The organism is Pseudomonas sp. BT-42-2 (genome assembly GCF_025847435.2).
In the GTDB taxonomy this organism is placed as follows: Bacteria; Pseudomonadota; Gammaproteobacteria; order Pseudomonadales; family Pseudomonadaceae; genus Aquipseudomonas; species Aquipseudomonas urmiensis.
On sequence record NZ_JAOYTM010000017.1, the window covers coordinates 1 to 22,868 of the forward strand.

Annotated in this window: 20 protein-coding genes and 4 tRNA genes; all 24 read left to right on the forward strand. The window is 57.2% G+C overall.

Annotated elements, in window-relative coordinates:
• Positions 1 to 353: 353 nt before the first annotated feature.
• The 24 genes from birA (at position 354) to rplW (ending at position 22,863) form a co-directional block, all read left to right on the forward strand.
• The gene (gene birA, locus OIU19_RS20455) at positions 354 to 1,313 is read left to right on the forward strand and encodes a bifunctional biotin--[acetyl-CoA-carboxylase] ligase/biotin operon repressor BirA (RefSeq protein WP_264236555.1); all 960 of its coding nucleotides are present in this window, start codon (positions 354 to 356) and stop codon (positions 1,311 to 1,313) included.
• Positions 1,303 to 2,052, forward strand: a complete 750-nt coding sequence (locus tag OIU19_RS20460) for a pantothenate kinase (RefSeq protein ID WP_264236556.1) — start codon at positions 1,303 to 1,305, stop codon at positions 2,050 to 2,052. The genes birA and OIU19_RS20460 overlap by 11 nt, the downstream gene beginning before the upstream one ends.
• Positions 2,053 to 2,059: 7 nt before the next feature.
• Positions 2,060 to 2,485, forward strand: a complete 426-nt coding sequence (locus tag OIU19_RS20465) for a hypothetical protein (RefSeq protein WP_264236557.1) — start codon at positions 2,060 to 2,062, stop codon at positions 2,483 to 2,485.
• Between the two features lie 144 nt (positions 2,486 to 2,629).
• Positions 2,630 to 2,714: transfer RNA gene (locus tag OIU19_RS20470), tRNA-Tyr, on the forward strand.
• Positions 2,715 to 2,738: 24 nt separating this feature from the next.
• Positions 2,739 to 2,812: transfer RNA gene (locus OIU19_RS20475), tRNA-Gly, on the forward strand.
• Between the two features lie 28 nt (positions 2,813 to 2,840).
• Positions 2,841 to 2,916, forward strand: a tRNA-Thr gene (locus tag OIU19_RS20480).
• A gap of 80 nt (positions 2,917 to 2,996) precedes the next feature.
• A complete protein-coding gene (gene tuf / locus OIU19_RS20485) occupies positions 2,997 to 4,190 on the forward strand; it encodes an elongation factor Tu (protein ID WP_105642145.1) in 1,194 nt (397 codons plus the stop codon).
• 55 nt (positions 4,191 to 4,245) lie between these two features.
• A tRNA-Trp gene (locus OIU19_RS20490) sits at positions 4,246 to 4,321 on the forward strand.
• A 44-nt stretch (positions 4,322 to 4,365) separates the two neighbouring features.
• The gene (secE, locus tag OIU19_RS20495; RefSeq protein ID WP_186557305.1) at positions 4,366 to 4,734 is read left to right on the forward strand and encodes a preprotein translocase subunit SecE; all 369 of its coding nucleotides are present in this window, start codon (positions 4,366 to 4,368) and stop codon (positions 4,732 to 4,734) included.
• Between the two features lie 9 nt (positions 4,735 to 4,743).
• A complete protein-coding gene (nusG, locus tag OIU19_RS20500; RefSeq protein WP_186557306.1) occupies positions 4,744 to 5,277 on the forward strand; it encodes a transcription termination/antitermination protein NusG in 534 nt (177 codons plus the stop codon).
• A 119-nt stretch (positions 5,278 to 5,396) separates the two neighbouring features.
• On the forward strand, positions 5,397 to 5,828 hold the full coding sequence (gene rplK / locus OIU19_RS20505) for a 50S ribosomal protein L11 (protein ID WP_115085065.1): 432 nt from the start codon (positions 5,397 to 5,399) through the stop codon (positions 5,826 to 5,828).
• Complete coding sequence (gene rplA / locus OIU19_RS20510) at positions 5,828 to 6,523, forward strand: 50S ribosomal protein L1 (protein WP_186557307.1); 696 nt, start codon at positions 5,828 to 5,830, stop codon at positions 6,521 to 6,523. The genes rplK and rplA overlap by 1 nt, the downstream gene beginning before the upstream one ends.
• A gap of 197 nt (positions 6,524 to 6,720) precedes the next feature.
• Positions 6,721 to 7,221: a 50S ribosomal protein L10 gene (gene rplJ, locus OIU19_RS20515; protein ID WP_186557308.1), complete on the forward strand. Its 501-nt coding sequence runs from the start codon at positions 6,721 to 6,723 to the stop codon at positions 7,219 to 7,221.
• Between the two features lie 77 nt (positions 7,222 to 7,298).
• On the forward strand, positions 7,299 to 7,664 hold the full coding sequence (gene rplL / locus OIU19_RS20520) for a 50S ribosomal protein L7/L12 (RefSeq protein ID WP_007957596.1): 366 nt from the start codon (positions 7,299 to 7,301) through the stop codon (positions 7,662 to 7,664).
• 219 nt (positions 7,665 to 7,883) lie between these two features.
• The gene (gene rpoB, locus OIU19_RS20525) at positions 7,884 to 11,957 is read left to right on the forward strand and encodes a DNA-directed RNA polymerase subunit beta (protein WP_186557309.1); all 4,074 of its coding nucleotides are present in this window, start codon (positions 7,884 to 7,886) and stop codon (positions 11,955 to 11,957) included.
• A 64-nt stretch (positions 11,958 to 12,021) separates the two neighbouring features.
• A complete protein-coding gene (gene rpoC, locus OIU19_RS20530) occupies positions 12,022 to 16,221 on the forward strand; it encodes a DNA-directed RNA polymerase subunit beta' (protein WP_264236558.1) in 4,200 nt (1,399 codons plus the stop codon).
• Between the two features lie 210 nt (positions 16,222 to 16,431).
• On the forward strand, positions 16,432 to 16,803 hold the full coding sequence (rpsL, locus tag OIU19_RS20535; RefSeq protein WP_003257088.1) for a 30S ribosomal protein S12: 372 nt from the start codon (positions 16,432 to 16,434) through the stop codon (positions 16,801 to 16,803).
• A gap of 106 nt (positions 16,804 to 16,909) precedes the next feature.
• A complete protein-coding gene (rpsG, locus tag OIU19_RS20540) occupies positions 16,910 to 17,380 on the forward strand; it encodes a 30S ribosomal protein S7 (RefSeq protein WP_008089143.1) in 471 nt (156 codons plus the stop codon).
• A 30-nt stretch (positions 17,381 to 17,410) separates the two neighbouring features.
• On the forward strand, positions 17,411 to 19,558 hold the full coding sequence (fusA, locus tag OIU19_RS20545; protein WP_264236559.1) for an elongation factor G: 2,148 nt from the start codon (positions 17,411 to 17,413) through the stop codon (positions 19,556 to 19,558).
• 31 nt (positions 19,559 to 19,589) lie between these two features.
• Positions 19,590 to 20,783 (forward strand): elongation factor Tu, encoded by a 1,194-nt coding sequence (tuf, locus tag OIU19_RS20550; protein WP_105642145.1) that lies wholly within the window; start codon positions 19,590 to 19,592, stop codon positions 20,781 to 20,783.
• Between the two features lie 141 nt (positions 20,784 to 20,924).
• Entirely contained in the window at positions 20,925 to 21,236 is a 312-nt protein-coding gene (gene rpsJ / locus OIU19_RS20555; protein ID WP_003186070.1) for a 30S ribosomal protein S10, read from the forward strand.
• A gap of 80 nt (positions 21,237 to 21,316) precedes the next feature.
• The gene (gene rplC, locus OIU19_RS20560; protein ID WP_054893562.1) at positions 21,317 to 21,952 is read left to right on the forward strand and encodes a 50S ribosomal protein L3; all 636 of its coding nucleotides are present in this window, start codon (positions 21,317 to 21,319) and stop codon (positions 21,950 to 21,952) included.
• Positions 21,953 to 21,964: 12 nt separating this feature from the next.
• On the forward strand, positions 21,965 to 22,567 hold the full coding sequence (gene rplD / locus OIU19_RS20565; protein ID WP_186557312.1) for a 50S ribosomal protein L4: 603 nt from the start codon (positions 21,965 to 21,967) through the stop codon (positions 22,565 to 22,567).
• The gene (rplW, locus tag OIU19_RS20570) at positions 22,564 to 22,863 is read left to right on the forward strand and encodes a 50S ribosomal protein L23 (protein WP_010220306.1); all 300 of its coding nucleotides are present in this window, start codon (positions 22,564 to 22,566) and stop codon (positions 22,861 to 22,863) included. Before rplD ends, rplW begins: the two co-directional genes overlap by 4 nt.
• Positions 22,864 to 22,868 lie beyond the last annotated feature (5 nt).

A 22,868-nucleotide genomic window follows, 5' to 3' on the forward strand; every position in this document is an offset into this window, starting at 1 on the left:
AGTAGTGAAACGATGCATCGCCGATGGTAGTGTGGGGTTTCCCCATGTGAGAGTAGGTCATCGTCAAGATTCATTTCGCAAAACCCCTATCTGCGCGAGCAGGTAGGGGTTTTGTCTTTTCCAGTCTGCTATATTGCCGCGCCCGATACCTGGCCTTGCCGCACCCCTTGAGGAGCGGGCTTGCCCGCGAAGAGGCCGCAACTGACAGCTCGCTCAACCCCTGGCACCCCCTCTCCCGCCTTTATCCCTCGAGCATCTCAGTTAGCCCCGGCCGAGTTCGGAATGCGCCCTTTTCCTATGCAAGCCTTCGGGCCATGGCTATCATTCCAGCCTTATTCCAAGTCGAGACTGGCATGCTGAAGTTGTTGAACCTCCTCAAGGATGGCCGGTTTCATTCCGGGCAGGCGCTCGGGGAAGCTCTCGGGGTGAGCCGCAGCGCCGTTTGGAAGCAGCTGCAGCACCTGGAAGCCGAATTGAACCTGACCATTCATAAGGTCCGAGGTCGTGGCTATCAATTAGCCGCGCCGCTGGCATTGCTTGAGTCGCAAGCGATTAGCGATCTCTGCGAAGGCGAGCAGTGGCCGTTGTTTATTCACGATGCGATCGATTCGACCAATGCCGAAGCTTTGCGTGGTATTGCGCAGGGTAGGGCGGCGCCATTTCTAGTATTGGCCGAACGCCAAAGTGCTGGGCGCGGTCGGCGGGGGCGACAATGGGTCAGCCCCTTCGCTGAGAATCTCTACTACAGCTTGGTGCTGCGTGTTGAGGGCGGCATGCGCCAGCTCGAGGGTTTAAGCCTGGTGGTTGGGCTGGCAGTCATGCGTACCCTGCAGACATTTGGCGTCAAGCAGGCGGGCCTTAAATGGCCAAATGATGTTCTGGTCGGTGATCAGAAGATCGCCGGGATCTTGCTGGAGCTTGTCGGTGATCCGGCTGACGTTTGCCATGTGGTGCTGGGGATTGGTATCAACGTAAACATGCAGCTCAACGACCAGGTCGACCAGCAATGGACCTCGATGAGACTGGAGGCGGGCGCCTCTATTGATCGTAATCTGCTGGTCGCCAGGCTCAATCAGCAACTGCAGCATGAGCTGGCCCGGCACCGTCGTTATGGCTTCGCCGCCTTCCAGGACGAATGGGAGCAAGCGCATCTGTGGCAGGGTCGCAAGGTATCGCTGATCGCCGGCAGCAGCCACACCGATGGCGTTGTTCTTGGCGTGGATGGACAGGGCGGATTGCGTCTTGAGGTTGAAGGTGTGGAAAAGAGCTTTAGTGGTGGTGAGCTCAGTTTGAGGTTGCGTGATGATTCTTGAGCTCGACTGCGGTAACAGCTTCATCAAGTGGCGGGTGATTCATGCTGCCGACGCGACAATTGTCGGTGGCGGCATTGTCGACTCGGATCAGGCGCTATTGGAGGCGGTCTCGGCCTTGCCGTCAGTACGCTTGAAGGGCTGTAGGATAGTCAGTGTCCGTAGCGAAGAAGAAACGGACGCACTGCGTGCCCTGTTGCATGCTGGCTTCGCTATCCAGGCGCAAGTCGCTCTGCCTGTGCAGGAAATGGCTGGAGTGCGTAATGGATATGATGACTATCAGCGCCTGGGCATGGATCGCTGGCTAGCTGCCTTGGGTGCCTACCACCTGGCAAAAGGTGCGTGCCTGGTAATCGACTTGGGTACTGCGGCCAAGGCTGACTTCGTCGCCGCCGATGGTGAGCACCTGGGTGGTTATATTTGTCCGGGTATGCCGCTGATGCGCAGTCAATTGCGTACCCATACCCGGCGAATTCGCTACGACGATGCATCGGCTGAGCGCGCTGTGAGCACGCTTGCGCCTGGTCGCTCGACAGTCGAGGCGGTGGAGCGCGGTTGTGTGCTGATGCTGCAAGGGTTTGCCCGCACACAGATCGAGCAGGCTCGAGCTTTGTGGGGTGAAAGTTTCACTGTGTTCCTGACTGGTGGCGATGCGCCGCTGGTGCGCGAAGCTGCGCCTCAGGCCCGCGTTGTGCCTGACCTGGTCTTCGTTGGCTTGGCGATGGCTTGTCCATTGGATTGAGGTGCCTATGCGTTGGTTGTTTCTGTTGTTGCTGGTGCTCAATGTCGTCTACTACGTCTGGCACCAGCAAGAGGCGCCGTTGAGGGTCAAAGAGGTCGCGCCGCTTTCTCTCTATAAAGGTAACCAGCAGGAGATCCGCCTGCTGCGTGAGACGGGAGCTGCAGCGCCGGCGCGACGTCGTGATGAGTGCCTGGTAATTGGTGGTCTGCCAGCTCGGGATCAGCTCGATGCGCTACGCCAGCGCCTACTTAGCCTGGATATCACCACCCTGGTAGTGTCCGGTCAGCTACCGGGCGCAGATGGTATGTGGCTGAAGGTAGCCCCAGAAAGCGAGCGTTTACTGGACCAAACCGTGCTAGCCACTCTTTCCAAGGATTTCAAAGACTTAAAACACAAAATTATTTTCTGCGGGGGTATTGCAACTGGCGAATAGCTTGATAGAATGGCGCCCGCTTCGCAGGGAACACCACTGAGGTGGTAGGATCGGAAGTTGTTGTCAAAGTAGCTAACTTCAAGATTTAATTGAAAAAAAGCTTGACAACGGGTCGGCAAGAGTTGAAAATGCCGCCCACGCTCAGGAGGGGTTCCCGAGCGGCCAAAGGGAGCAGACTGTAAATCTGCCGTCTTCGACTTCGAAGGTTCGAATCCTTCCCCCTCCACCATTTTTAGCGAGAGCTGCAAGCCTCGCGGGTATAGTTTAGTGGTAGAACCTCAGCCTTCCAAGCTGATGATGCGGGTTCGATTCCCGCTACCCGCTCCAAGTTTGCTGTTTTTGCACAATGTGTTTCGCTCTTGTAGCTCAGTTGGTAGAGCACACCCTTGGTAAGGGTGAGGTCAGCGGTTCAAGTCCGCTCAAGAGCTCCATATAACAAGGCAGATATGAAAATATCTGCCTTTGTTTTATCGGTAGTAGTGACTATTTTCTTCTGCGGAGGACTGTATCGATGGCTAAGGAAAAGTTTGATCGTTCCCTACCTCACGTTAACGTTGGCACTATCGGCCACGTTGACCATGGTAAAACCACTCTGACCGCAGCTCTGACTCGCGTCTGCTCCGAAGTTTTCGGTTCGGCAGTCGTTGAGTTCGACAAGATCGACTCGGCTCCAGAAGAGAAAGCGCGCGGTATCACCATCAACACCGCTCACGTCGAGTACAACTCGAACATTCGTCACTACGCTCACGTCGACTGCCCAGGTCACGCTGACTACGTGAAGAACATGATCACCGGTGCTGCCCAGATGGACGGCGCGATCCTGGTTTGCTCGGCCGCCGATGGTCCGATGCCACAAACCCGTGAGCACATCCTGCTGTCCCGTCAGGTTGGCGTTCCGTACATCGTGGTCTTCCTGAACAAGGCTGACCTGGTAGACGACGCTGAGCTGCTGGAACTGGTCGAGATGGAAGTTCGCGACCTGCTGTCCACCTACGACTTCCCAGGCGACGACACCCCGATCATCATCGGTTCGGCTCGTATGGCGCTGGAAGGCAAAGACGACAACGAAATGGGCACCACCGCTGTCAAGCGTCTGGTTGAAACTCTGGACAGCTACATCCCAGAGCCAGAGCGTGCTATCGACAAGCCGTTCCTGATGCCAATCGAAGACGTATTCTCGATCTCGGGTCGTGGTACCGTTGTTACCGGTCGTATCGAGCGTGGTATTGTCCGCGTTCAAGACGCCCTGGAAATCGTTGGTCTGCGTGACACCACCACCACCACCTGCACCGGTGTTGAGATGTTCCGCAAGCTGCTGGACGAAGGCCGTGCTGGCGAGAACTGCGGCGTTCTGCTGCGTGGTACCAAGCGTGACGACGTTGAGCGTGGCCAGGTTCTGGTCAAGCCAGGTTCGGTCAAGCCGCACACCAAGTTCACCGCAGAAGTCTACGTTCTGTCGAAAGAAGAAGGCGGTCGTCACACTCCGTTCTTCAAAGGCTACCGTCCTCAGTTCTACTTCCGTACCACTGACGTGACCGGTAACTGCGAACTGCCGGAAGGCGTTGAAATGGTAATGCCAGGTGACAACATTCAGATGACTGTTACCCTGATCAAGACCATCGCAATGGAAGACGGTCTGCGCTTCGCTATCCGTGAAGGCGGTCGTACCGTCGGCGCCGGCGTCGTAGCAAAAATTATTGAATAAGTAGTTGATTTCATAAGACCGGGCCGGCATAATGGCCGGCCTGGTACAGTGTTAAAGGTCAGTAGCTCAATTGGCAGAGCGACGGTCTCCAAAACCGTAGGTTGGGGGTTCGATTCCCTCCTGACCTGCCATTCACCTCGGTGTGATTGGCTTTCTTCTCACAGGATCCTCCTCGATGACTCCCAAAACTGAAGCCCAAGATTCGCGTTTTGATCTTTTCAAGTGGCTCGCTGTTGTTGCTCTGGTAGTCGTTGGCGTCGTAGGTAATCAATACTACTCCGCTTCTCCGATTCTGTACCGCGTGCTCGCTCTCCTTGCTCTGGCTGCTGTTGCAGGCTTCGTTGCCCTGCAGACCGCGAAGGGTAAGTCGTTCTTTGCGCTGGCGAAGGAAGCTCGTACCGAGATCCGTAAAGTCGTGTGGCCGACCCGCCAAGAAACCATGCAAACCACGCTTATCGTTGTGGTTGTCGTGCTGGTTATGGCGTTGCTGCTGTGGGGTCTTGATTCCCTGCTCGGCTGGGCGGTCTCCTTGATTGTTGGCTAAGGGTGTCCCGTGGCTAAGCGTTGGTACGTTGTGCATGCTTACTCGGGTTACGAGAAGCATGTAATGCGCTCTTTGATCGAGCGCGTGAAGCTGGCTGGCATGGAAGACGAATTCGGCGAGATCCTGGTCCCGACCGAAGAAGTCGTAGAAATGCGCAATGGCCAGAAGCGCAAAAGCGAGCGTAAGTTCTTCCCTGGCTATGTATTGGTCCAGATGGATATGAACGAAGGGACTTGGCACCTTGTCAAGGATACCCCTCGCGTAATGGGTTTCATTGGTGGTACAGCAGACAAGCCTGCGCCTATCACCGATAAAGAAGCCGAGGCTATTCTGCGTCGTGTTGCCGATGGTAGCGACAAGCCGAAGCCGAAAACGCTCTTTGAGCCGGGTGAAGTGGTTCGTGTCGTTGACGGTCCCTTTGCTGATTTCAACGGTACCGTTGAAGAAGTTAACTACGAAAAGAGCCGGCTCCAAGTGGCGGTGCTCATTTTCGGTCGCTCTACTCCGGTAGAGCTCGAGTTCGGCCAGGTCGAGAAGGTCTAGGCGAACGACGCATCCCATACCCCGCAGCCCTATGTGCTGCGGGGTTTTGTCGTCACTGGGATAAAACGCAAGTCATCCGGGGAGCCATTTGGCGTTCGTACCCGATATTGGAGTAGCTCATGGCTAAGAAGATTCAGGCTTACATCAAGCTGCAAGTAAAGGCCGGCCAGGCCAACCCAAGCCCACCCGTTGGTCCAGCACTGGGTCAACACGGTGTGAACATCATGGAATTCTGCAAGGCCTTCAACGCCCGTACTCAGGGTCAAGAAGCCGGTCTGCCGACTCCTGTGATCATCACTGTTTACAGTGACCGTAGCTTCACCTTCGAAACCAAAAGCACCCCAGCTTCGGTTCTGCTGAAGAAAGCTGCTGGCCTGACCAGCGGTTCTGCACGTCCGAATACCGTTAAAGTCGGTACCGTGACCCGTGCTCAGCTGGAAGAGATCGCCAAAACCAAACAGGCTGATCTGACTGCCGCTGACATGGATGCAGCCGTGCGTACCATCGCCGGTTCTGCTCGCAGCATGGGCCTCAACGTGGAGGGTGTGTAATGGCTAAGCTGACCAAGCGCCAAAAGGCCATTGCTTCGAAACTCGAAGCTGGCAAAGTTTACAACTTCGAAGAAGCAGCCGCGCTGCTGGCCGAACTGTCCACCGTGAAGTTCAGCGAATCCTTCGACGTTGCCGTTAACCTCGGCGTTGACCCACGTAAATCCGATCAGGTCGTTCGTAGCGCTACTGTGCTGCCACACGGCACTGGCAAGACCGTACGTGTTGCCGTCTTCACCCAGGGTCCAGCTGCTGAGGCCGCTCTGGCTGCCGGCGCTGACCGCGTTGGTATGGACGACCTGGCTGCCGAGATGAAAGCTGGCGACCTGAACTACGACGTAGTCATCGCATCCCCGGATGCCATGCGCGTTGTTGGTCAGCTGGGTCAGGTTCTGGGTCCTCGCGGCCTGATGCCTAACCCGAAAGTCGGTACCGTAACTCCAGACGTAGCCACCGCGGTTAAAAACGCCAAGGCTGGTCAAGTTCGCTACCGTACCGACAAAAACGGTATCATCCACACCTCCGTTGGCAAGGTCGGCTTCGAAGCCGGCAAGCTGAAGGAAAACGTTGAAGCCCTGATCGCTGATCTGAAGCGTATCAAGCCAGCTTCCTCGAAAGGTATCTACGTCAAGCGCGTTACCCTGAGCACCACTATGGGTCCAGGTCTGGTCATCGATCAGAGCTCGCTGAGCGCGTAAGACCTTGCCGGCGCGTGAAAGCGCGTCGGCAACAAAATTGGGGTCCCTGCCTGGCGGGGGCTATCCAAGACCGTAGGCGGCGCAAGCCTTAAACAACCAGCCTACGCAGATGGTGCTCCCGGTTCCTTACCGAATCAGACACCAAAACGACATCGGGCTTCGGCCAGATGAAACGGTAACAAGCAGGAGTTTTACCCGTGGCAATTAAACTCGAAGACAAGAAGGCCATCGTCGCTGAAGTCAACGAGGCTGCCAAAGTCGCTCTGTCCGCTGTCGTGGCTGATGCCCGTGGTGTGACTGTAGGCGCAATGACCGGACTCCGTAAAGAGGCTCGTGAAGCTGGCGTATACGTACGTGTCGTACGTAACACCCTGCTCAAGCGCGCTGTTGCTGACACTGAATTCAGTGTCCTCAACGACGCCTTCACTGGCCCGACCCTGATCGCGTTCTCCAACGAACACCCGGGCGCTGCTGCTCGCCTGTTCAAGGAATTCGCCAAGGGTCAGGACAAGTTCGAGATCAAGGCAGCTGCGTTTGACGGCAAGTTCATTGCAGCGAACCAGATCGACGTGTTGGCTACCCTGCCGACCCGCGACGAAGCCATCGCAAGGCTGATGAGCGTCATCCAAGGCGCTACCAGCAAGCTGGCTCGTACCCTGGCAGCCATTCGCGACCAGAAAGAAGCTACCGCAGCCTAAGGCCGCGAAGCACTTTCAAAATCATACGTTTAATTTGATGGCTGCGTAGGCCTTCACCCCAATACAGGATTTAAGTCATGTCCCTGACTAACGAGCAAATCATCGAAGCAATCGGCCAGAAAACCGTTCTGGAAGTTGTTGAGCTGATCAAAGCAATGGAAGAAACCTTCGGCGTTACCGCTGCTGTTGCCGCTGCTGGCCCAGCTGCTGCTGCTGCCGTTGTTGAAGAGCAAACCGAGTTCAACGTTGTTCTGGTTGAAGCCGGCGAGAAGAAAGTCAACGTGATCAAGGCCGTTCGTGAACTGACCGGTCTGGGCCTGAAAGAAGCCAAAGAGAAAGTTGACGGCGCTCCTCAAGTCGTAGCTGAAGGCGTTTCGAAAGAAGCCGCTGAAGACGCTAAGAAGAAGCTGGAAGAAGCAGGCGCTAAAGTCGAGCTGAAGTAATTTCGACTTTGCGACTCCAGCCGGAGCGTTGAGCTTAGGCTGATGGCTGGTGGCTTATGCCACCGGCCTTTTTCCGTTATTGGTGGCCGATCAGGTCGGCCCCGATGACAAGCTGCAAGACACCCACGTGGGTGGCGCAAACCAAGGGGTTTGCACGATTTTCTGGCTGCTCCCGCCGGGAGAAGCCAAACAAGCAGGTGACCAAGCTGGGGAACGCTGATGGCTTACTCATACACTGAGAAAAAACGTATCCGCAAGGACTTTAGCAAGTTGCCGGACGTGATGGATGTGCCTTACCTCCTGGCCATCCAGCTGGATTCGTATCGCGAATTCCTGCAAGCGGGAGCATCCAAGGATCAGTTCCGCGACGTCGGCCTGCACGCGGCCTTCAAATCGGTCTTCCCGATCATCAGCTACTCCGGCAACGCTGCCCTGGAGTACGTTGGCTATCGTCTGGGCGAGCCGGCTTTCGACGTCAAGGAATGCGTCCTGCGCGGCGTGACCTTCGCCGTGCCGCTGCGGGTGAAAGTCCGTCTGATCATCTTCGACAAAGAGTCGTCGAACAAAGCGATCAAGGACATCAAAGAGCAAGAAGTCTACATGGGTGAAATCCCCCTGATGACTGAGAACGGTACCTTCGTTATCAACGGTACCGAGCGTGTGATCGTTTCCCAGCTGCACCGTTCGCCGGGTGTGTTCTTCGACCACGATCGTGGCAAGACCCACAGCTCCGGCAAGCTGCTGTATTCGGCTCGCATCATTCCTTACCGCGGTTCCTGGTTGGACTTCGAGTTCGATCCTAAGGACTGCGTATTCGTCCGTATCGACCGTCGCCGCAAACTGCCGGCCTCGGTACTGCTGCGCGCCCTGGGTTACAGCACTGAAGAAGTGTTGAACACCTTCTACACCACCAACGTGTTCCACGTTTCCGGTGAGAAGTTGAGCCTGGAACTGGTGCCTCAGCGTCTGCGTGGCGAAGTTGCGGTCATGGACATCCATGACGAGACCGGCAAGGTCATCGTCGAGCAGGGTCGTCGCATCACTGCGCGCCACATCAATCAGCTCGAGAAGGCTGGCGTCAAGCAGCTGGACGTGCCGATGGAGTACGTGCTGGGCCGCACTACCGCCAAGGCGATCGTGCATCCGGCTACCGGCGAGATCCTGGCCGAGTGCAACACCGAGCTGACTACCGAGCTGCTGATCAAGGTCGCCAAGGCTCAGGTCGTTCGCATCGAAACCCTGTACACCAACGACATCGATTGCGGTCCGTTCATTTCGGACACCCTGAAGATCGACACCACCAGCAACCAACTGGAAGCGCTGGTCGAGATCTACCGCATGATGCGTCCAGGCGAGCCACCAACCAAGGATGCCGCCGAAACCCTGTTCAACAACCTGTTCTTCAGTGCCGAGCGTTACGACCTGTCCGCCGTAGGCCGCATGAAGTTCAACCGTCGTATCGGTCGTACCGAGATCGAAGGTTCGGGCGTGCTGAGCAAGGAAGACATCGTTGACGTGCTGAAGACCCTGGTCGACATCCGTAACGGTAAAGGCATCGTCGACGACATCGACCACCTGGGTAACCGTCGCGTACGTTGCGTCGGCGAGATGGCCGAGAACCAGTTCCGTGTTGGCCTGGTGCGCGTTGAGCGTGCGGTCAAAGAGCGTCTGTCGATGGCCGAAAGCGAAGGCCTGATGCCGCAAGACCTGATCAACGCCAAGCCGGTCGCGGCGGCGGTGAAAGAGTTCTTCGGTTCCAGCCAGCTCTCGCAGTTCATGGACCAGAACAACCCGCTCTCCGAGATCACCCACAAGCGTCGTGTCTCCGCACTCGGCCCTGGCGGTCTGACCCGTGAGCGTGCTGGCTTTGAAGTCCGTGACGTACACCCGACCCATTACGGTCGCGTGTGCCCGATCGAGACCCCTGAAGGTCCGAACATCGGTCTGATCAACTCCCTGGCAGCCTATGCCCGCACCAACCAGTACGGCTTCCTGGAAAGCCCGTACCGCGTGGTGAAAGAGGGTGTGGTTTCCGACGACATCGTGTTCCTGTCGGCGATCGAAGAAGCTGATCACGTCATCGCTCAGGCTTCGGCCACGATGAACGAGAAGAAGCAACTGGTCGACGAGCTGGTAGCTGTTCGTCACTTGAACGAATTCACCGTCAAGGCGCCGGAAGACGTCACCCTGATGGACGTTTCGCCCAAGCAGGTTGTTTCCGTCGCTGCCTCGCTGATTCCGTTCCTCGAGCACGACGACGCCAACCGTGCATTGATGGGTTCGAACATGCAGCGTCAGGCTGTACCTACCCTGCGTGCCGACAAGCCGCTGGTTGGTACCGGCATGGAGCGCAACGTTGCCCGTGACTCCGGCGTCTGCGTCGTGGCTCGTCGTGGCGGCGTGATCGATTCCGTCGACGCCAGCCGTATCGTGGTACGTGTTGCCGATGACGAAGTAGAAACCGGTGAAGCCGGTGTCGACATCTACAACCTGACCAAATACACCCGTTCCAACCAGAACACTTGCATCAACCAGCGTCCGCTGGTCAGCAAGGGTGATGTGGTCAAGCGTAGCGACATCATGGCCGATGGTCCGTCCACCGACATGGGTGAGCTGGCACTGGGTCAGAACATGCGCATCGCGTTCATGGCCTGGAACGGTTTCAACTTCGAAGACTCCATCTGTCTGTCGGAGCGCGTCGTTCAGGAAGACCGTTTCACCACGATCCACATCCAGGAACTGACCTGTGTGGCCCGTGACACCAAGCTTGGCCCAGAGGAAATCACCGCAGACATCCCGAACGTGGGTGAAGCTGCGCTGAACAAGCTGGACGAAGCCGGTATCGTATACGTAGGTGCTGAAGTCGGCGCTGGCGACATTCTGGTGGGTAAGGTCACTCCGAAAGGCGAGACCCAACTGACTCCAGAAGAGAAGCTGCTGCGCGCGATCTTCGGTGAGAAAGCCAGCGACGTTAAAGACACCTCCCTGCGCGTGCCAACCGGCACCAAAGGTACTGTCATTGACGTTCAGGTCTTCACGCGTGATGGCGTCGAGCGCGACAGCCGCGCCCTGGCCATCGAGAAGATGCAGCTGGACGAGATCCGCAAGGACCTCAACGAAGAGTTCCGCATCGTCGAAGGCGCGACCTTCGAGCGTCTGCGTTCCGCCCTGAACGGCCAAGTGGTCGACGGTGGTGCGGGCCTGAAGAAAGGCACCGTGATCAGCGACGAAGTACTGGACGGTCTAGAGCACGGCCAGTGGTTCAAACTGCGCATGGCCGAAGACGCGCTGAACGAACAGCTGGAAAAGGCTCAAGCCTACATCGTCGATCGCCGTCGTCTGCTGGACGACAAGTTCGAAGACAAGAAGCGCAAGCTGCAGCAGGGCGATGACCTGGCACCGGGCGTACTGAAGATCGTCAAGGTCTACCTGGCTATCCGTCGCCGCATTCAGCCGGGCGACAAGATGGCTGGCCGTCACGGTAACAAAGGTGTGGTCTCGGTGATCATGCCGGTCGAAGACATGCCGCACGACGCCAACGGTACTCCGGTCGACGTCGTACTGAACCCACTGGGCGTACCTTCGCGTATGAACGTTGGTCAGATCCTTGAAACCCACCTGGGCCTCGCGGCCAAAGGTCTGGGCGAGAAGATCGACCGGATGATCGAAGAGCAGCGCAAAGCCGCTGAGCTGCGTGGCTTCCTGACCGAGATCTACAACGAGATCGGCGGTCGCCAGGAAAGCCTGGAAGAGTTCACCGACGCAGAGATCCTCGCCCTGGCGCACAACCTGAAGAAGGGCGTGCCGATGGCTACCCCGGTCTTCGACGGTGCCAAGGAAAGCGAGATCAAGGCCATGCTGAAACTGGCAGACATGCCAGAAAGCGGCCAGATGGTGCTGTTCGACGGCCGTACCGGCAACAAGTTCGAGCGTCCTGTGACCGTTGGTTACATGTACATGCTCAAGCTGAACCACTTGGTGGACGACAAGATGCACGCGCGTTCCACTGGTTCCTATAGCCTGGTTACCCAGCAGCCGCTGGGTGGTAAGGCGCAGTTCGGTGGTCAGCGTTTCGGGGAGATGGAGGTGTGGGCGCTGGAAGCATACGGCGCGGCATACACCCTGCAAGAAATGCTCACAGTGAAGTCGGACGACGTGAACGGCCGTACCAAGATGTACAAAAACATCGTGGATGGCGATCACCGTATGGAGCCGGGCATGCCCGAGTCCTTCAACGTGTTGATCAAAGAGATCCGTTCGCTCGGTATCGATATCGATCTGGAAACCGAATAACACGTGACGCGAAGGGGGGCGGGGCTGTAATAGCTCGCTCCCTGCTCCGCCAGGAGGAAAGGCCTTGAAAGACCTACTGAATTTGCTGAAAAACCAGGGTCAAGTCGAAGAGTTCGACGCCATCCGTATCGGTCTGGCGTCACCTGAGATGATCCGTTCGTGGTCGTTCGGTGAAGTTAAAAAACCGGAAACCATCAACTACCGTACGTTCAAACCTGAGCGTGACGGCCTGTTCTGCGCCAAGATCTTTGGCCCAGTCAAGGACTACGAGTGCCTGTGCGGTAAGTACAAGCGCCTGAAGCACCGCGGTGTGATCTGCGAGAAGTGCGGCGTCGAAGTCGCGTTGGCCAAGGTTCGTCGTGAGCGCATGGCGCACATCGAACTGGCTTCGCCGGTCGCCCACATCTGGTTCCTGAAGTCGCTGCCGTCCCGTATCGGCCTGCTGATGGACATGACCCTGCGTGATATCGAACGCGTTCTCTACTTCGAGAGCTACGTCGTTATCGATCCAGGCATGACCACCCTCGAGAAGGGTCAGCTGCTCAACGACGAGCAGTACTTCGAAGCGCTGGAAGAGTTCGGCGACGACTTCGACGCCCGCATGGGTGCCGAGGCTGTCCGTGAGCTGCTGCACGCTATCGACCTGGAGCACGAGATCGGTCGCCTGCGCGAAGAGATTCCGCAGACCAACTCGGAAACCAAGATCAAGAAGCTGTCCAAGCGCCTGAAGCTGATGGAAGCTTTCCAGGGCTCGGGCAACCTGCCTGAGTGGATGGTCCTGACCGTTCTGCCAGTACTGCCGCCGGACCTGCGTCCGCTGGTGCCGCTGGATGGCGGCCGCTTCGCGACCTCCGACCTGAACGACCTGTATCGTCGGGTGATCAACCGTAACAACCGCCTCAAGCGCCTGCTCGATCTGTCGGCGCCAGACATCATCGTGCGCAACGAAAAGCGCATGCTGCAGGAAGCGGTCGACGCCCTGCTCGACAACGGCCGTCGCGGTCGCGCCATCACTGGCTCGAACAAGCGTCCGCTGAAGTCCCTGGCTGACATGATCAAAGGTAAGCAAGGTCGTTTCCGTCAGAACTTGCTCGGTAAGCGTGTGGACTACTCCGGTCGTTCGGTAATTACCGTAGGCCCGACCCTGCGTCTGCACCAGTGCGGTCTGCCGAAGAAGATGGCTCTCGAGCTGTTCAAACCGTTCATTTTCGGCAAGCTGGAAATGCGTGGTCTGGCGACCACCATCAAGGCTGCCAAGAAGATGGTCGAGCGCGAGTTGCCAGAGGTGTGGGACGTTCTCGCTGAAGTGATTCGCGAACACCCCGTGCTGCTCAACCGTGCACCGACCCTTCACCGTCTGGGTATCCAAGCCTTTGAACCGGTGCTGATCGAAGGTAAGGCTATCCAGCTGCACCCGCTGGTCTGTGCTGCGTACAACGCCGACTTCGACGGTGACCAAATGGCCGTTCACGTGCCGCTGACGCTGGAAGCCCAGCTCGAAGCGCGCGCGCTGATGATGTCGACCAACAACATTCTGTCGCCAGCCAACGGTGAGCCAATCATCGTTCCGTCGCAGGACGTTGTACTGGGTCTGTACTACATGACCCGTGAAGCCATCAACGCCAAGGGCGAAGGTCGCGTATTCGCTGACCTGCAGGAAGTCGACCGGGTATTCCGCGCCGGCGAAGCTGCCCTGCACGCCAAGATCAAGGTTCGTATCAACGAAACCGTGAACGATCGTGATGGCGGCAGCGTCAAGAACACCCGTATCGTCGACACCACTGTCGGCCGTGCGCTGCTGTTCCAGGTTGTACCACCAGGTCTGTCGTACGACGTGGTCAACCAGCCGATGAAGAAGAAGGCGATCTCCAAGTTGATCAACCAGTGCTACCGCGTGGTTGGTCTGAAAGAGACCGTGATCTTCGCTGACCAGCTGATGTACACCGGCTTTGCCTACTCGACCATTTCCGGCGTTTCGATCGGTGTTAACGACTTCGTTATCCCGGACGAGAAAGCCCGCATCATCGGTGCTGCCACCGACGAAGTGAAGGAAATCGAGAGCCAGTACGCTTCCGGCCTGGTAACTCAGGGCGAGAAGTACAACAAGGTCATCGACTTGTGGTCCAAGGCGAACGACGAAGTATCCAAGGCGATGATGGCCAACCTCTCGAAAGAGAAAGTCATCGACCGCAATGGCGACGAAGTCGAGCAAGAGTCCTTCAACTCGATGTACATGATGGCTGACTCCGGTGCCCGGGGTTCGGCTGCTCAGATTCGTCAGTTGGCTGGTATGCGTGGCCTGATGGCCAAGCCGGACGGCTCGATCATCGAGACGCCGATCACCGCGAACTTCCGTGAGGGTCTGAGCGTACTTCAATACTTCATCTCGACTCACGGTGCTCGTAAGGGTCTGGCGGATACCGCACTGAAGACCGCGAACTCGGGTTACCTGACCCGTCGTCTGGTCGACGTTGCGCAAGATCTGGTAGTGACCGAGATCGATTGCGGCACCGACCACGGCCTGCTGATGACTCCGCACATCGAAGGCGGTGACGTGGTCGAGCCGCTGGGTGAGCGCGTACTGGGTCGAGTGATCGCCCGTGACGTGTTCAAGCCTGGCACCGAAGACGTCATCGTTCCGGCTGGTACCCTGGTCGACGAGAAGTGGGTTGAGTTCATCGAGCTGAACAGTATCGACGAAGTTATCGTGCGTTCGCCGATCAGCTGTGAAACTCGCTTCGGCATCTGCGCCAAGTGCTACGGTCGTGACCTGGCTCGCGGTCACCAGGTGAACATCGGTGAAGCGGTTGGCGTTATCGCTGCCCAGTCCATCGGTGAGCCGGGTACCCAGCTGACCATGCGTACGTTCCACATCGGTGGTGCTGCAAGCCGGACCTCGGCTGCCGACAGCGTCCAGGTGAAAAACGGCGGTATGGTGCGTCTGCACAACCTGAAGCAGGTTGAGCGTGCTGACGGCAACCTGGTTGCGGTATCGCGTTCCGGCGAGTTGGCCATTGCCGACGAATTCGGTCGTGAGCGTGAGCGGTACAAGCTGCCTTACGGTGCGGTGATTTCGGTCAAGGAAGGTGACAAGGTCGAAGCTGGCGCAATCGTCGCCAAGTGGGACCCGCACACCCACCCGATCGTTACCGAGCTGAAAGGTACCGTGACCTTCGTGGGCATGGAAGAAAACATCACCATCAAGCGTCAGACTGACGAGTTGACTGGTTTGACCAACATTGAAGTCCTGGACGTCAAGGATCGCCCTGCCGCTGGCAAGGAAATCCGTCCGGCAATCAAGATGGTCGACGCCAATGGCAAGGATCTGATGCTGCCAGGTACCGACGTACCTGCTCAGTACTTCCTGCCAGCCAACGCCTTGGTAGGTGTGGCCGACGGTGCACAGATCGGTGTTGGTGACGTTATCGCGCGTATCCCGCAAGAAACGTCGAAGACCCGTGACATCACCGGTGGTCTGCCGCGCGTTGCCGACCTGTTCGAAGCCCGTCGTCCGAAGGAAGCTTCGATTCTGGCGGAAGTCAGCGGCACCATCGCGTTCGGTAAAGAGACCAAAGGTAAGCGCCGTCTGGTGATTACCCCGACCGATGGCAGCGATCCGTACGAAGAGCTGATTCCGAAGTGGCGCCACTTGAACGTCTTCGAAGGCGAACAGGTAAACCGCGGCGAAGTCATCTCCGACGGTCCAAGCGATCCGCACGACATCCTGCGTCTGCTGGGTGTCAGCGCGCTGGCCAAGTACATCGTAAACGAGATCCAGGACGTTTACCGTCTGCAAGGCGTTAAGATCAACGATAAGCACATCGAGACCATCCTGCGTCAGATGCTGCGTAAAGTTGAGATCGCCGAATCGGGTGACTCCAGCTTCATCAAGGGCGACCAGATGGAACTGACTCAGGTGCTGGTCGAGAACGAGCGTCTCGCTGCCGAAGACAAGTTCGTCTCGAAGTACACCCGCGTGCTGCTGGGTATCACCAAGGCGTCGTTGTCGACCGAATCGTTCATCTCGGCGGCTTCCTTCCAGGAAACCACTCGAGTCCTGACCGAGGCGGCGGTAACCGGCAAGCGCGACTACCTGCGCGGCCTGAAAGAGAACGTGGTCGTGGGTCGTCTGATCCCGGCTGGTACTGGTCTGGCCTACCACAGCGAGCGTAAGCGTCGCCGTGATGCCGACAAACCGCTGCGCGTAAGTGCCAGTGAGGTGGAAGCCGCACTGACCGAAGCGCTGAATTCCAGCGGTAACTAAGTACAGGGTGGGGCCCCGGCCCCTCTCCGTGGTGACCGGTGACATGCAATGCTACCGATCACCGGGCGGGGAGGGCCGGGGCCTCGTCTTGACTGGGTGCAAGAACCTCTTTAGACTTTTGTACCCTTAAATTTGGTGAGGCTCCGTCTCGCCAATTTTTGGCTTTCTTGCAAGACAATAGCGTCGCAAGACAATCAGTGGAGCTAGTAGATGGCAACTATCAACCAGCTGGTACGTCAGCCGCGTAAGCGTACCGTCGAGAAATCCGACGTACCTGCGCTGCAGAACTGCCCGCAACGTCGTGGCGTGTGCACCCGTGTGTACACCACCACGCCGAAAAAACCTAACTCGGCACTGCGTAAAGTATGCCGTGTGCGTCTGACCAACGGTTTCGAGGTTTCCTCGTACATCGGCGGTGAAGGCCACAACCTGCAAGAGCACAGCGTCGTCCTGATCCGTGGCGGCCGTGTAAAAGACTTGCCAGGTGTTCGTTACCACACCGTTCGCGGCTCTCTGGATACTTCCGGCGTTAAAGGCCGTAACCAGGGTCGTTCGAAGTACGGTACCAAGCGTCCGAAGTAATCGGCCGTTTGCAGACATTCAATTTTTTCAGTCGATAAGAGTAAGGTCGGGCAGGGGTCGAAGACCCACGTCCCGGGCTAACCTGAAGACCGTTTGAGGGCTTATCATGCCAAGACGTCGTGTAGCAGCAAAACGTGAGATCCTGGACGATCCAAAATACGGATCCCAGATCCTCGCCAAGTTCATGAACCACGTGATGGAAAGCGGCAAGAAGGCCGTTGCCGAGCGTATCGTTTACGGTGCGCTGGACAAGGTCAAAGAACGCAAGAACAGCGATCCCCTGGAAATCTTCGAGAAAGCTCTCGACGCCATCGCTCCGCTGGTCGAAGTAAAGTCCCGCCGTGTTGGCGGTGCCACTTACCAGGTCCCGGTCGAAGTTCGCCCATCCCGTCGTAACGCGCTGGCAATGCGCTGGCTTGTAGACTACGCCCGCAAGCGCGGCGAGAAGTCCATGGCCCTGCGTTTGGCTGGTGAGCTGCTGGATGCTGCTGAAGGCAAAGGTGCTGCAGTCAAGAAGCGTGAAGACGTGCACCGTATGGCTGAAGCCAACAAGGCATTCTCGCACTACCGCTTCTAATTCAAGCATCAATCTATTTGCGAGGGCTTTATGGCTCGTACTACAGCAATCAACCGCTACCGTAACATTGGTATTTGCGCGCACGTTGACGCGGGCAAAACTACCACTACCGAGCGGATCCTGTTCTACACAGGTCTGAGCCACAAAATGGGCGAGGTGCATGACGGCGCCGCGACCACCGACTGGATGGTGCAGGAGCAGGAGCGGGGTATCACCATTACCTCCGCTGCCGTTACTACCTTCTGGAAAGGCTCCAAAGGTCAGTATGACAACTACCGCGTAAACGTCATCGATACTCCCGGCCACGTTGACTTCACCATTGAAGTAGAGCGTTCGCTGCGTGTACTCGACGGCGCGGTCGTTGTGTTCTGCGGTACTTCCGGTGTTGAGCCACAGTCCGAAACCGTATGGCGTCAGGCCAACAAGTACGGTGTTCCACGTGTTGTCTACGTGAACAAGATGGACCGCGCCGGTGCCAACTTCCTGCGCGTTATCGGTCAGATCAAGAACCGTCTGGGTCACACCCCGGTCCCGGTTCAGCTGGCCATCGGTTCGGAAGATAACTTCCAGGGTCAGGTCGACCTGATCAAGATGAAGGCTATCTACTGGAACGAAGACGACAAAGGCACCACCTATCGCGAGGAAGAAATTCCTGCCGATATGCTGGAGCTGGCTGAAGAGTGGCGCTCCAACATGGTTGAAGCCGCTGCCGAATCCAGCGAAGAGCTGATGAACAAGTACCTGGAAGGCGAAGAGCTGACCGTCGAAGAGATCAAAGCCGGTCTGCGTGCGCGCACCCTGGCCAGCGAGATCGTTCCGGCCGTCTGCGGTTCGTCGTTCAAGAACAAGGGCGTTCCCCTGGTTCTCGACGCCGTCATCGACTTCCTGCCTGCTCCGACCGAGATCCCGGCGATCAAGGGTATCCACCCTGACCTGATCGATGTGCCGAAGGACGAAGTCAAGCCAGAACAGTACGACGAGCGTCATGCCGACGACAACGAGCCGTTCTCGGCTCTGGCGTTCAAGATTGCCACCGACCCGTTCGTTGGTACTCTGACCTTCGTCCGCGTTTACTCGGGTATGCTGCAGTCCGGCGACTCCGTGATCAACTCGGTCAAGGGCAAGAAAGAGCGCGTTGGTCGTATGGTGCAAATGCACGCCAACCAGCGTGAAGAGATCAAAGAAGTACTGGCAGGCGACATCGCTGCTCTGATCGGCATGAAGGACGTCACCACCGGTGACACCCTGTGCAACGCCGACAAGCCGATCATCCTCGAGCGTATGGACTTCCCGGAGCCTGTGATCTCGGTAGCTGTTGAGCCGAAGACCAAGCAAGACCAGGAAAAGATGGGCATCGCACTGGGCAAGCTCGCTCAGGAAGACCCGTCGTTCCGCGTCAAGACCGACGAAGAAACCGGCCAGACCATCATCTCCGGTATGGGTGAGCTGCACCTGGACATCCTCGTTGACCGCATGAAGCGCGAGTTCAACGTCGAAGCCAACATCGGCAAGCCGCAGGTTTCGTACCGCGAGAAGATCACCAAGTCCAACGTCGAGATCGAAGGCAAGTTCGTTCGTCAGTCGGGCGGTCGTGGTCAGTTCGGTCACTGCTGGATCCGTTTCTCGGAGCCGGACGTGGACGACAAAGGCAACATCACCGAGGGTCTGGTGTTCTCCAACGAAGTTGTTGGCGGTGTGATTCCTAAGGAGTACATCCCGGCGATCCAGAAGGGTATCGAAGAGCAGATGAAGAACGGCGTCGTTGCCGGCTATCCGCTGATCGGCCTGAAGGCATCGGTATTCGACGGTTCGTACCACGACGTCGACTCCAACGAGATGGCGTTCAAGATCGCAGCTTCCATGGCGACCAAGCAGCTGGCCCAGAAGGGTGGCGGTGTTGTGCTTGAGCCGATCATGAAGGTTGAAGTTGTAACCCCAGAAGACTACATGGGTGACGTGATGGGTGACCTGAACCGTCGTCGTGGTCTGATCCAGGGTATGGAAGATTCGGTCTCCGGCAAAGTTGTCCGTGCTGAAGTTCCGCTCGGGGAAATGTTCGGTTACGCGACCGACGTTCGTTCCATGTCTCAGGGTCGCGCGAGCTACTCCATGGAATTCTCCAAATACTCCGAAGCTCCGTCGAACATCGTCGAAGCTCTCGTTAAAAAACAAGGCTGATTCAGCCCCTTTAGGCTAGGAGTTCACTGTCGTGGCTAAAGAAAAATTTGATCGTTCCCTCCCGCACGTTAACGTTGGCACCATCGGCCACGTTGACCACGGTAAAACCACTCTGACCGCAGCTCTGACTCGCGTCTGCTCCGAAGTTTTCGGTTCGGCAGTCGTTGAGTTCGACAAGATCGACTCGGCTCCAGAAGAGAAAGCGCGCGGTATCACCATCAACACCGCTCACGTCGAGTACAACTCGAACATTCGTCACTACGCTCACGTCGACTGCCCAGGTCACGCTGACTACGTGAAGAACATGATCACCGGTGCTGCCCAGATGGACGGCGCGATCCTGGTTTGCTCGGCCGCCGATGGTCCGATGCCACAAACCCGTGAGCACATCCTGCTGTCCCGTCAGGTTGGCGTTCCGTACATCGTGGTCTTCCTGAACAAGGCTGACCTGGTAGACGACGCTGAGCTGCTGGAACTGGTCGAGATGGAAGTTCGCGACCTGCTGTCCACCTACGACTTCCCAGGCGACGACACCCCGATCATCATCGGTTCGGCTCGTATGGCGCTGGAAGGCAAAGACGACAACGAAATGGGCACCACCGCTGTCAAGCGTCTGGTTGAAACTCTGGACAGCTACATCCCAGAGCCAGAGCGTGCTATCGACAAGCCGTTCCTGATGCCAATCGAAGACGTATTCTCGATCTCGGGTCGTGGTACCGTTGTTACCGGTCGTATCGAGCGTGGTATTGTCCGCGTTCAAGACGCCCTGGAAATCGTTGGTCTGCGTGACACCACCACCACCACCTGCACCGGTGTTGAGATGTTCCGCAAGCTGCTGGACGAAGGCCGTGCTGGCGAGAACTGCGGCGTTCTGCTGCGTGGTACCAAGCGTGACGACGTTGAGCGTGGCCAGGTTCTGGTCAAGCCAGGTTCGGTCAAGCCGCACACCAAGTTCACCGCAGAAGTCTACGTTCTGTCGAAAGAAGAAGGCGGTCGTCACACTCCGTTCTTCAAAGGCTACCGTCCTCAGTTCTACTTCCGTACCACTGACGTGACCGGTAACTGCGAACTGCCGGAAGGCGTTGAAATGGTAATGCCAGGTGACAACATTCAGATGACTGTTACCCTGATCAAGACCATCGCAATGGAAGACGGTCTGCGCTTCGCTATCCGTGAAGGCGGTCGTACCGTCGGCGCCGGCGTCGTAGCCAAAATCATCGAGTAATCACTCGATCGGTTGAAAAAACCCCCGCTCAGCGGGGGTTTTTTTTATTGGGTTGACACTAATTTAGGGCGTCTATAGAATCACGCCTCCTTTTAGCGGGCGTAGTGCGTCCGTTGGGAACAGCCTGGAGTCTGAAATCCAATGCAAAATCAGCAAATCCGAATCAGGTTGAAGGCTTTCGACCATCGCCTGATCGACCAATCCACCCAGGAAATCGTGGAAACCGCGAAACGTACTGGTGCACAAGTGCGTGGTCCAATTCCACTGCCTACCCGCAAAGAGCGGTTCACCGTTCTGGTCTCCCCGCACGTCAACAAAGACGCGCGTGACCAGTACGAGATCCGTACTCATAAGCGCGTTCTGGACATCGTCCAGCCAACGGATAAAACCGTTGATGCGCTGATGAAGCTCGATCTCGCGGCAGGCGTGGAAGTGCAGATCAGCCTCGGCTAAGACTTCGGTCTGGTCGTGTAACGCTCTGAAATGGGCGGCCATAGCGGGTGAAAGCCCCGTACACTCATGAGGTTTACAACATGACTATTGGTGTAGTCGGTCGTAAATGCGGTATGACCCGTATTTTCACCGAAGAAGGTGTCTCCATTCCGGTCACGGTCATTGAGATCGAGCCGAATCGCGTCACCCAGTTCAAAACCGAAGAAACCGATGGCTACCGTGCAGTGCAAGTCACTGTCGGCGAGCGTCGTGCTTCGCGTGTGACTGCTGCTCAAGCGGGTCACTTCGCTAAAGCGAACGTTGCCGCTGGTCGCGGTGTTTGGGAGTTCCGCCTTGAAGAAGGCGATTTCCAGGCTGGCGATCTGATCAAAGCTGAACTCTTCACTGCAGGCCAGCTGGTAGACGTAACCGGTCAGTCCAAGGGTAAAGGCTTCGCCGGTACCATCAAGCGCTGGAATTTCCGTGGCCAAGATAACACCCACGGTAACTCCGTATCGCACCGTGTTCCGGGTTCCATCGGCCAGTGCCAGACTCCTGGTCGTGTGTTCAAGGGCAAGAAAATGTCCGGTCACATGGGCGCCGAGCGCGTTACTGTGCAGTCCCTGGAAGTAGTTCGCGTAGACGCTGAACGCAACCTGCTGCTGATCAAGGGTGCCGTTCCTGGCGCTACTGGCGGCGACGTGGTTGTACGTCCAGCTGTCAAGGCTCGCGGTTAAGGGGAAACTGACATGCAACTTAATGTAAATGACGCTCAGGCGATCGAAGTTTCCGAACTGACTTTCGGTGGCGAATTCAACGAGACGCTGGTACACCAAGCAGTCGTGGCCTACATGGCCGGCGGCCGTCAGGGCACCAAGCAGCAGAAGACCCGTTCCGACGTAGCTGGTGGCGGTAAGCGCCCATGGCGTCAGAAGGGTACTGGCCGCGCTCGTGCTGGTACTACTCGTGGTCCAATCTGGCGTGGCGGTGGTGTTACCTTCGCAGCTCGTCCTCAGGATCACTCGCAGAAGCTCAACAAGAAGATGTACCGCGCAGCAATGCGTTCCATCCTCGCTGAGCTGGTGCGTAGCGACCGTCTGGTCGTGGTTCAGGACTTCGCTGTCGAAGCTCCAAAAACCAAAGACCTGCTGAACAAGCTGAACGGCATGGGTCTGAGCGACGTACTGATCGTTTCGGACGCTGTTGATCAGAACCTGTACCTGGCTGCACGTAACCTGCCGCACGTCGACGTACGTGACGTTCAAGGTTCCGATCCGGTCAGTCTGATCGCATACGAGAAAGTGTTGATCACTGTCTCGGCCGTGAAGAAATTCGAGGAGCTGCTGGGATGAACCAGGAACGCGTATTTAAAGTCCTCCTTGGCCCGCACGTTTCCGAGAAGGCTACCGTTCTGGCTGAGAAGAAAGGCCAGTTCGTATTCAAGGTTGCTACTGACGCAACCAAGCTGGAAATCAAGAAAGCTGTCGAAGGCCTGTTCGGCGTAAAAGTCGAAAACGTGTCGACTGTTAACGTTCTGGGTAAAACCAAGCGTACCGCACGTGGTCTGGGCAAGCGCAATGACTGGAAGAAGGCGATCGTCTCCCTTCAGCCAGGCCAAGATCTCGATTTCAGCAGCAGTGCTGAGTAAGGAAG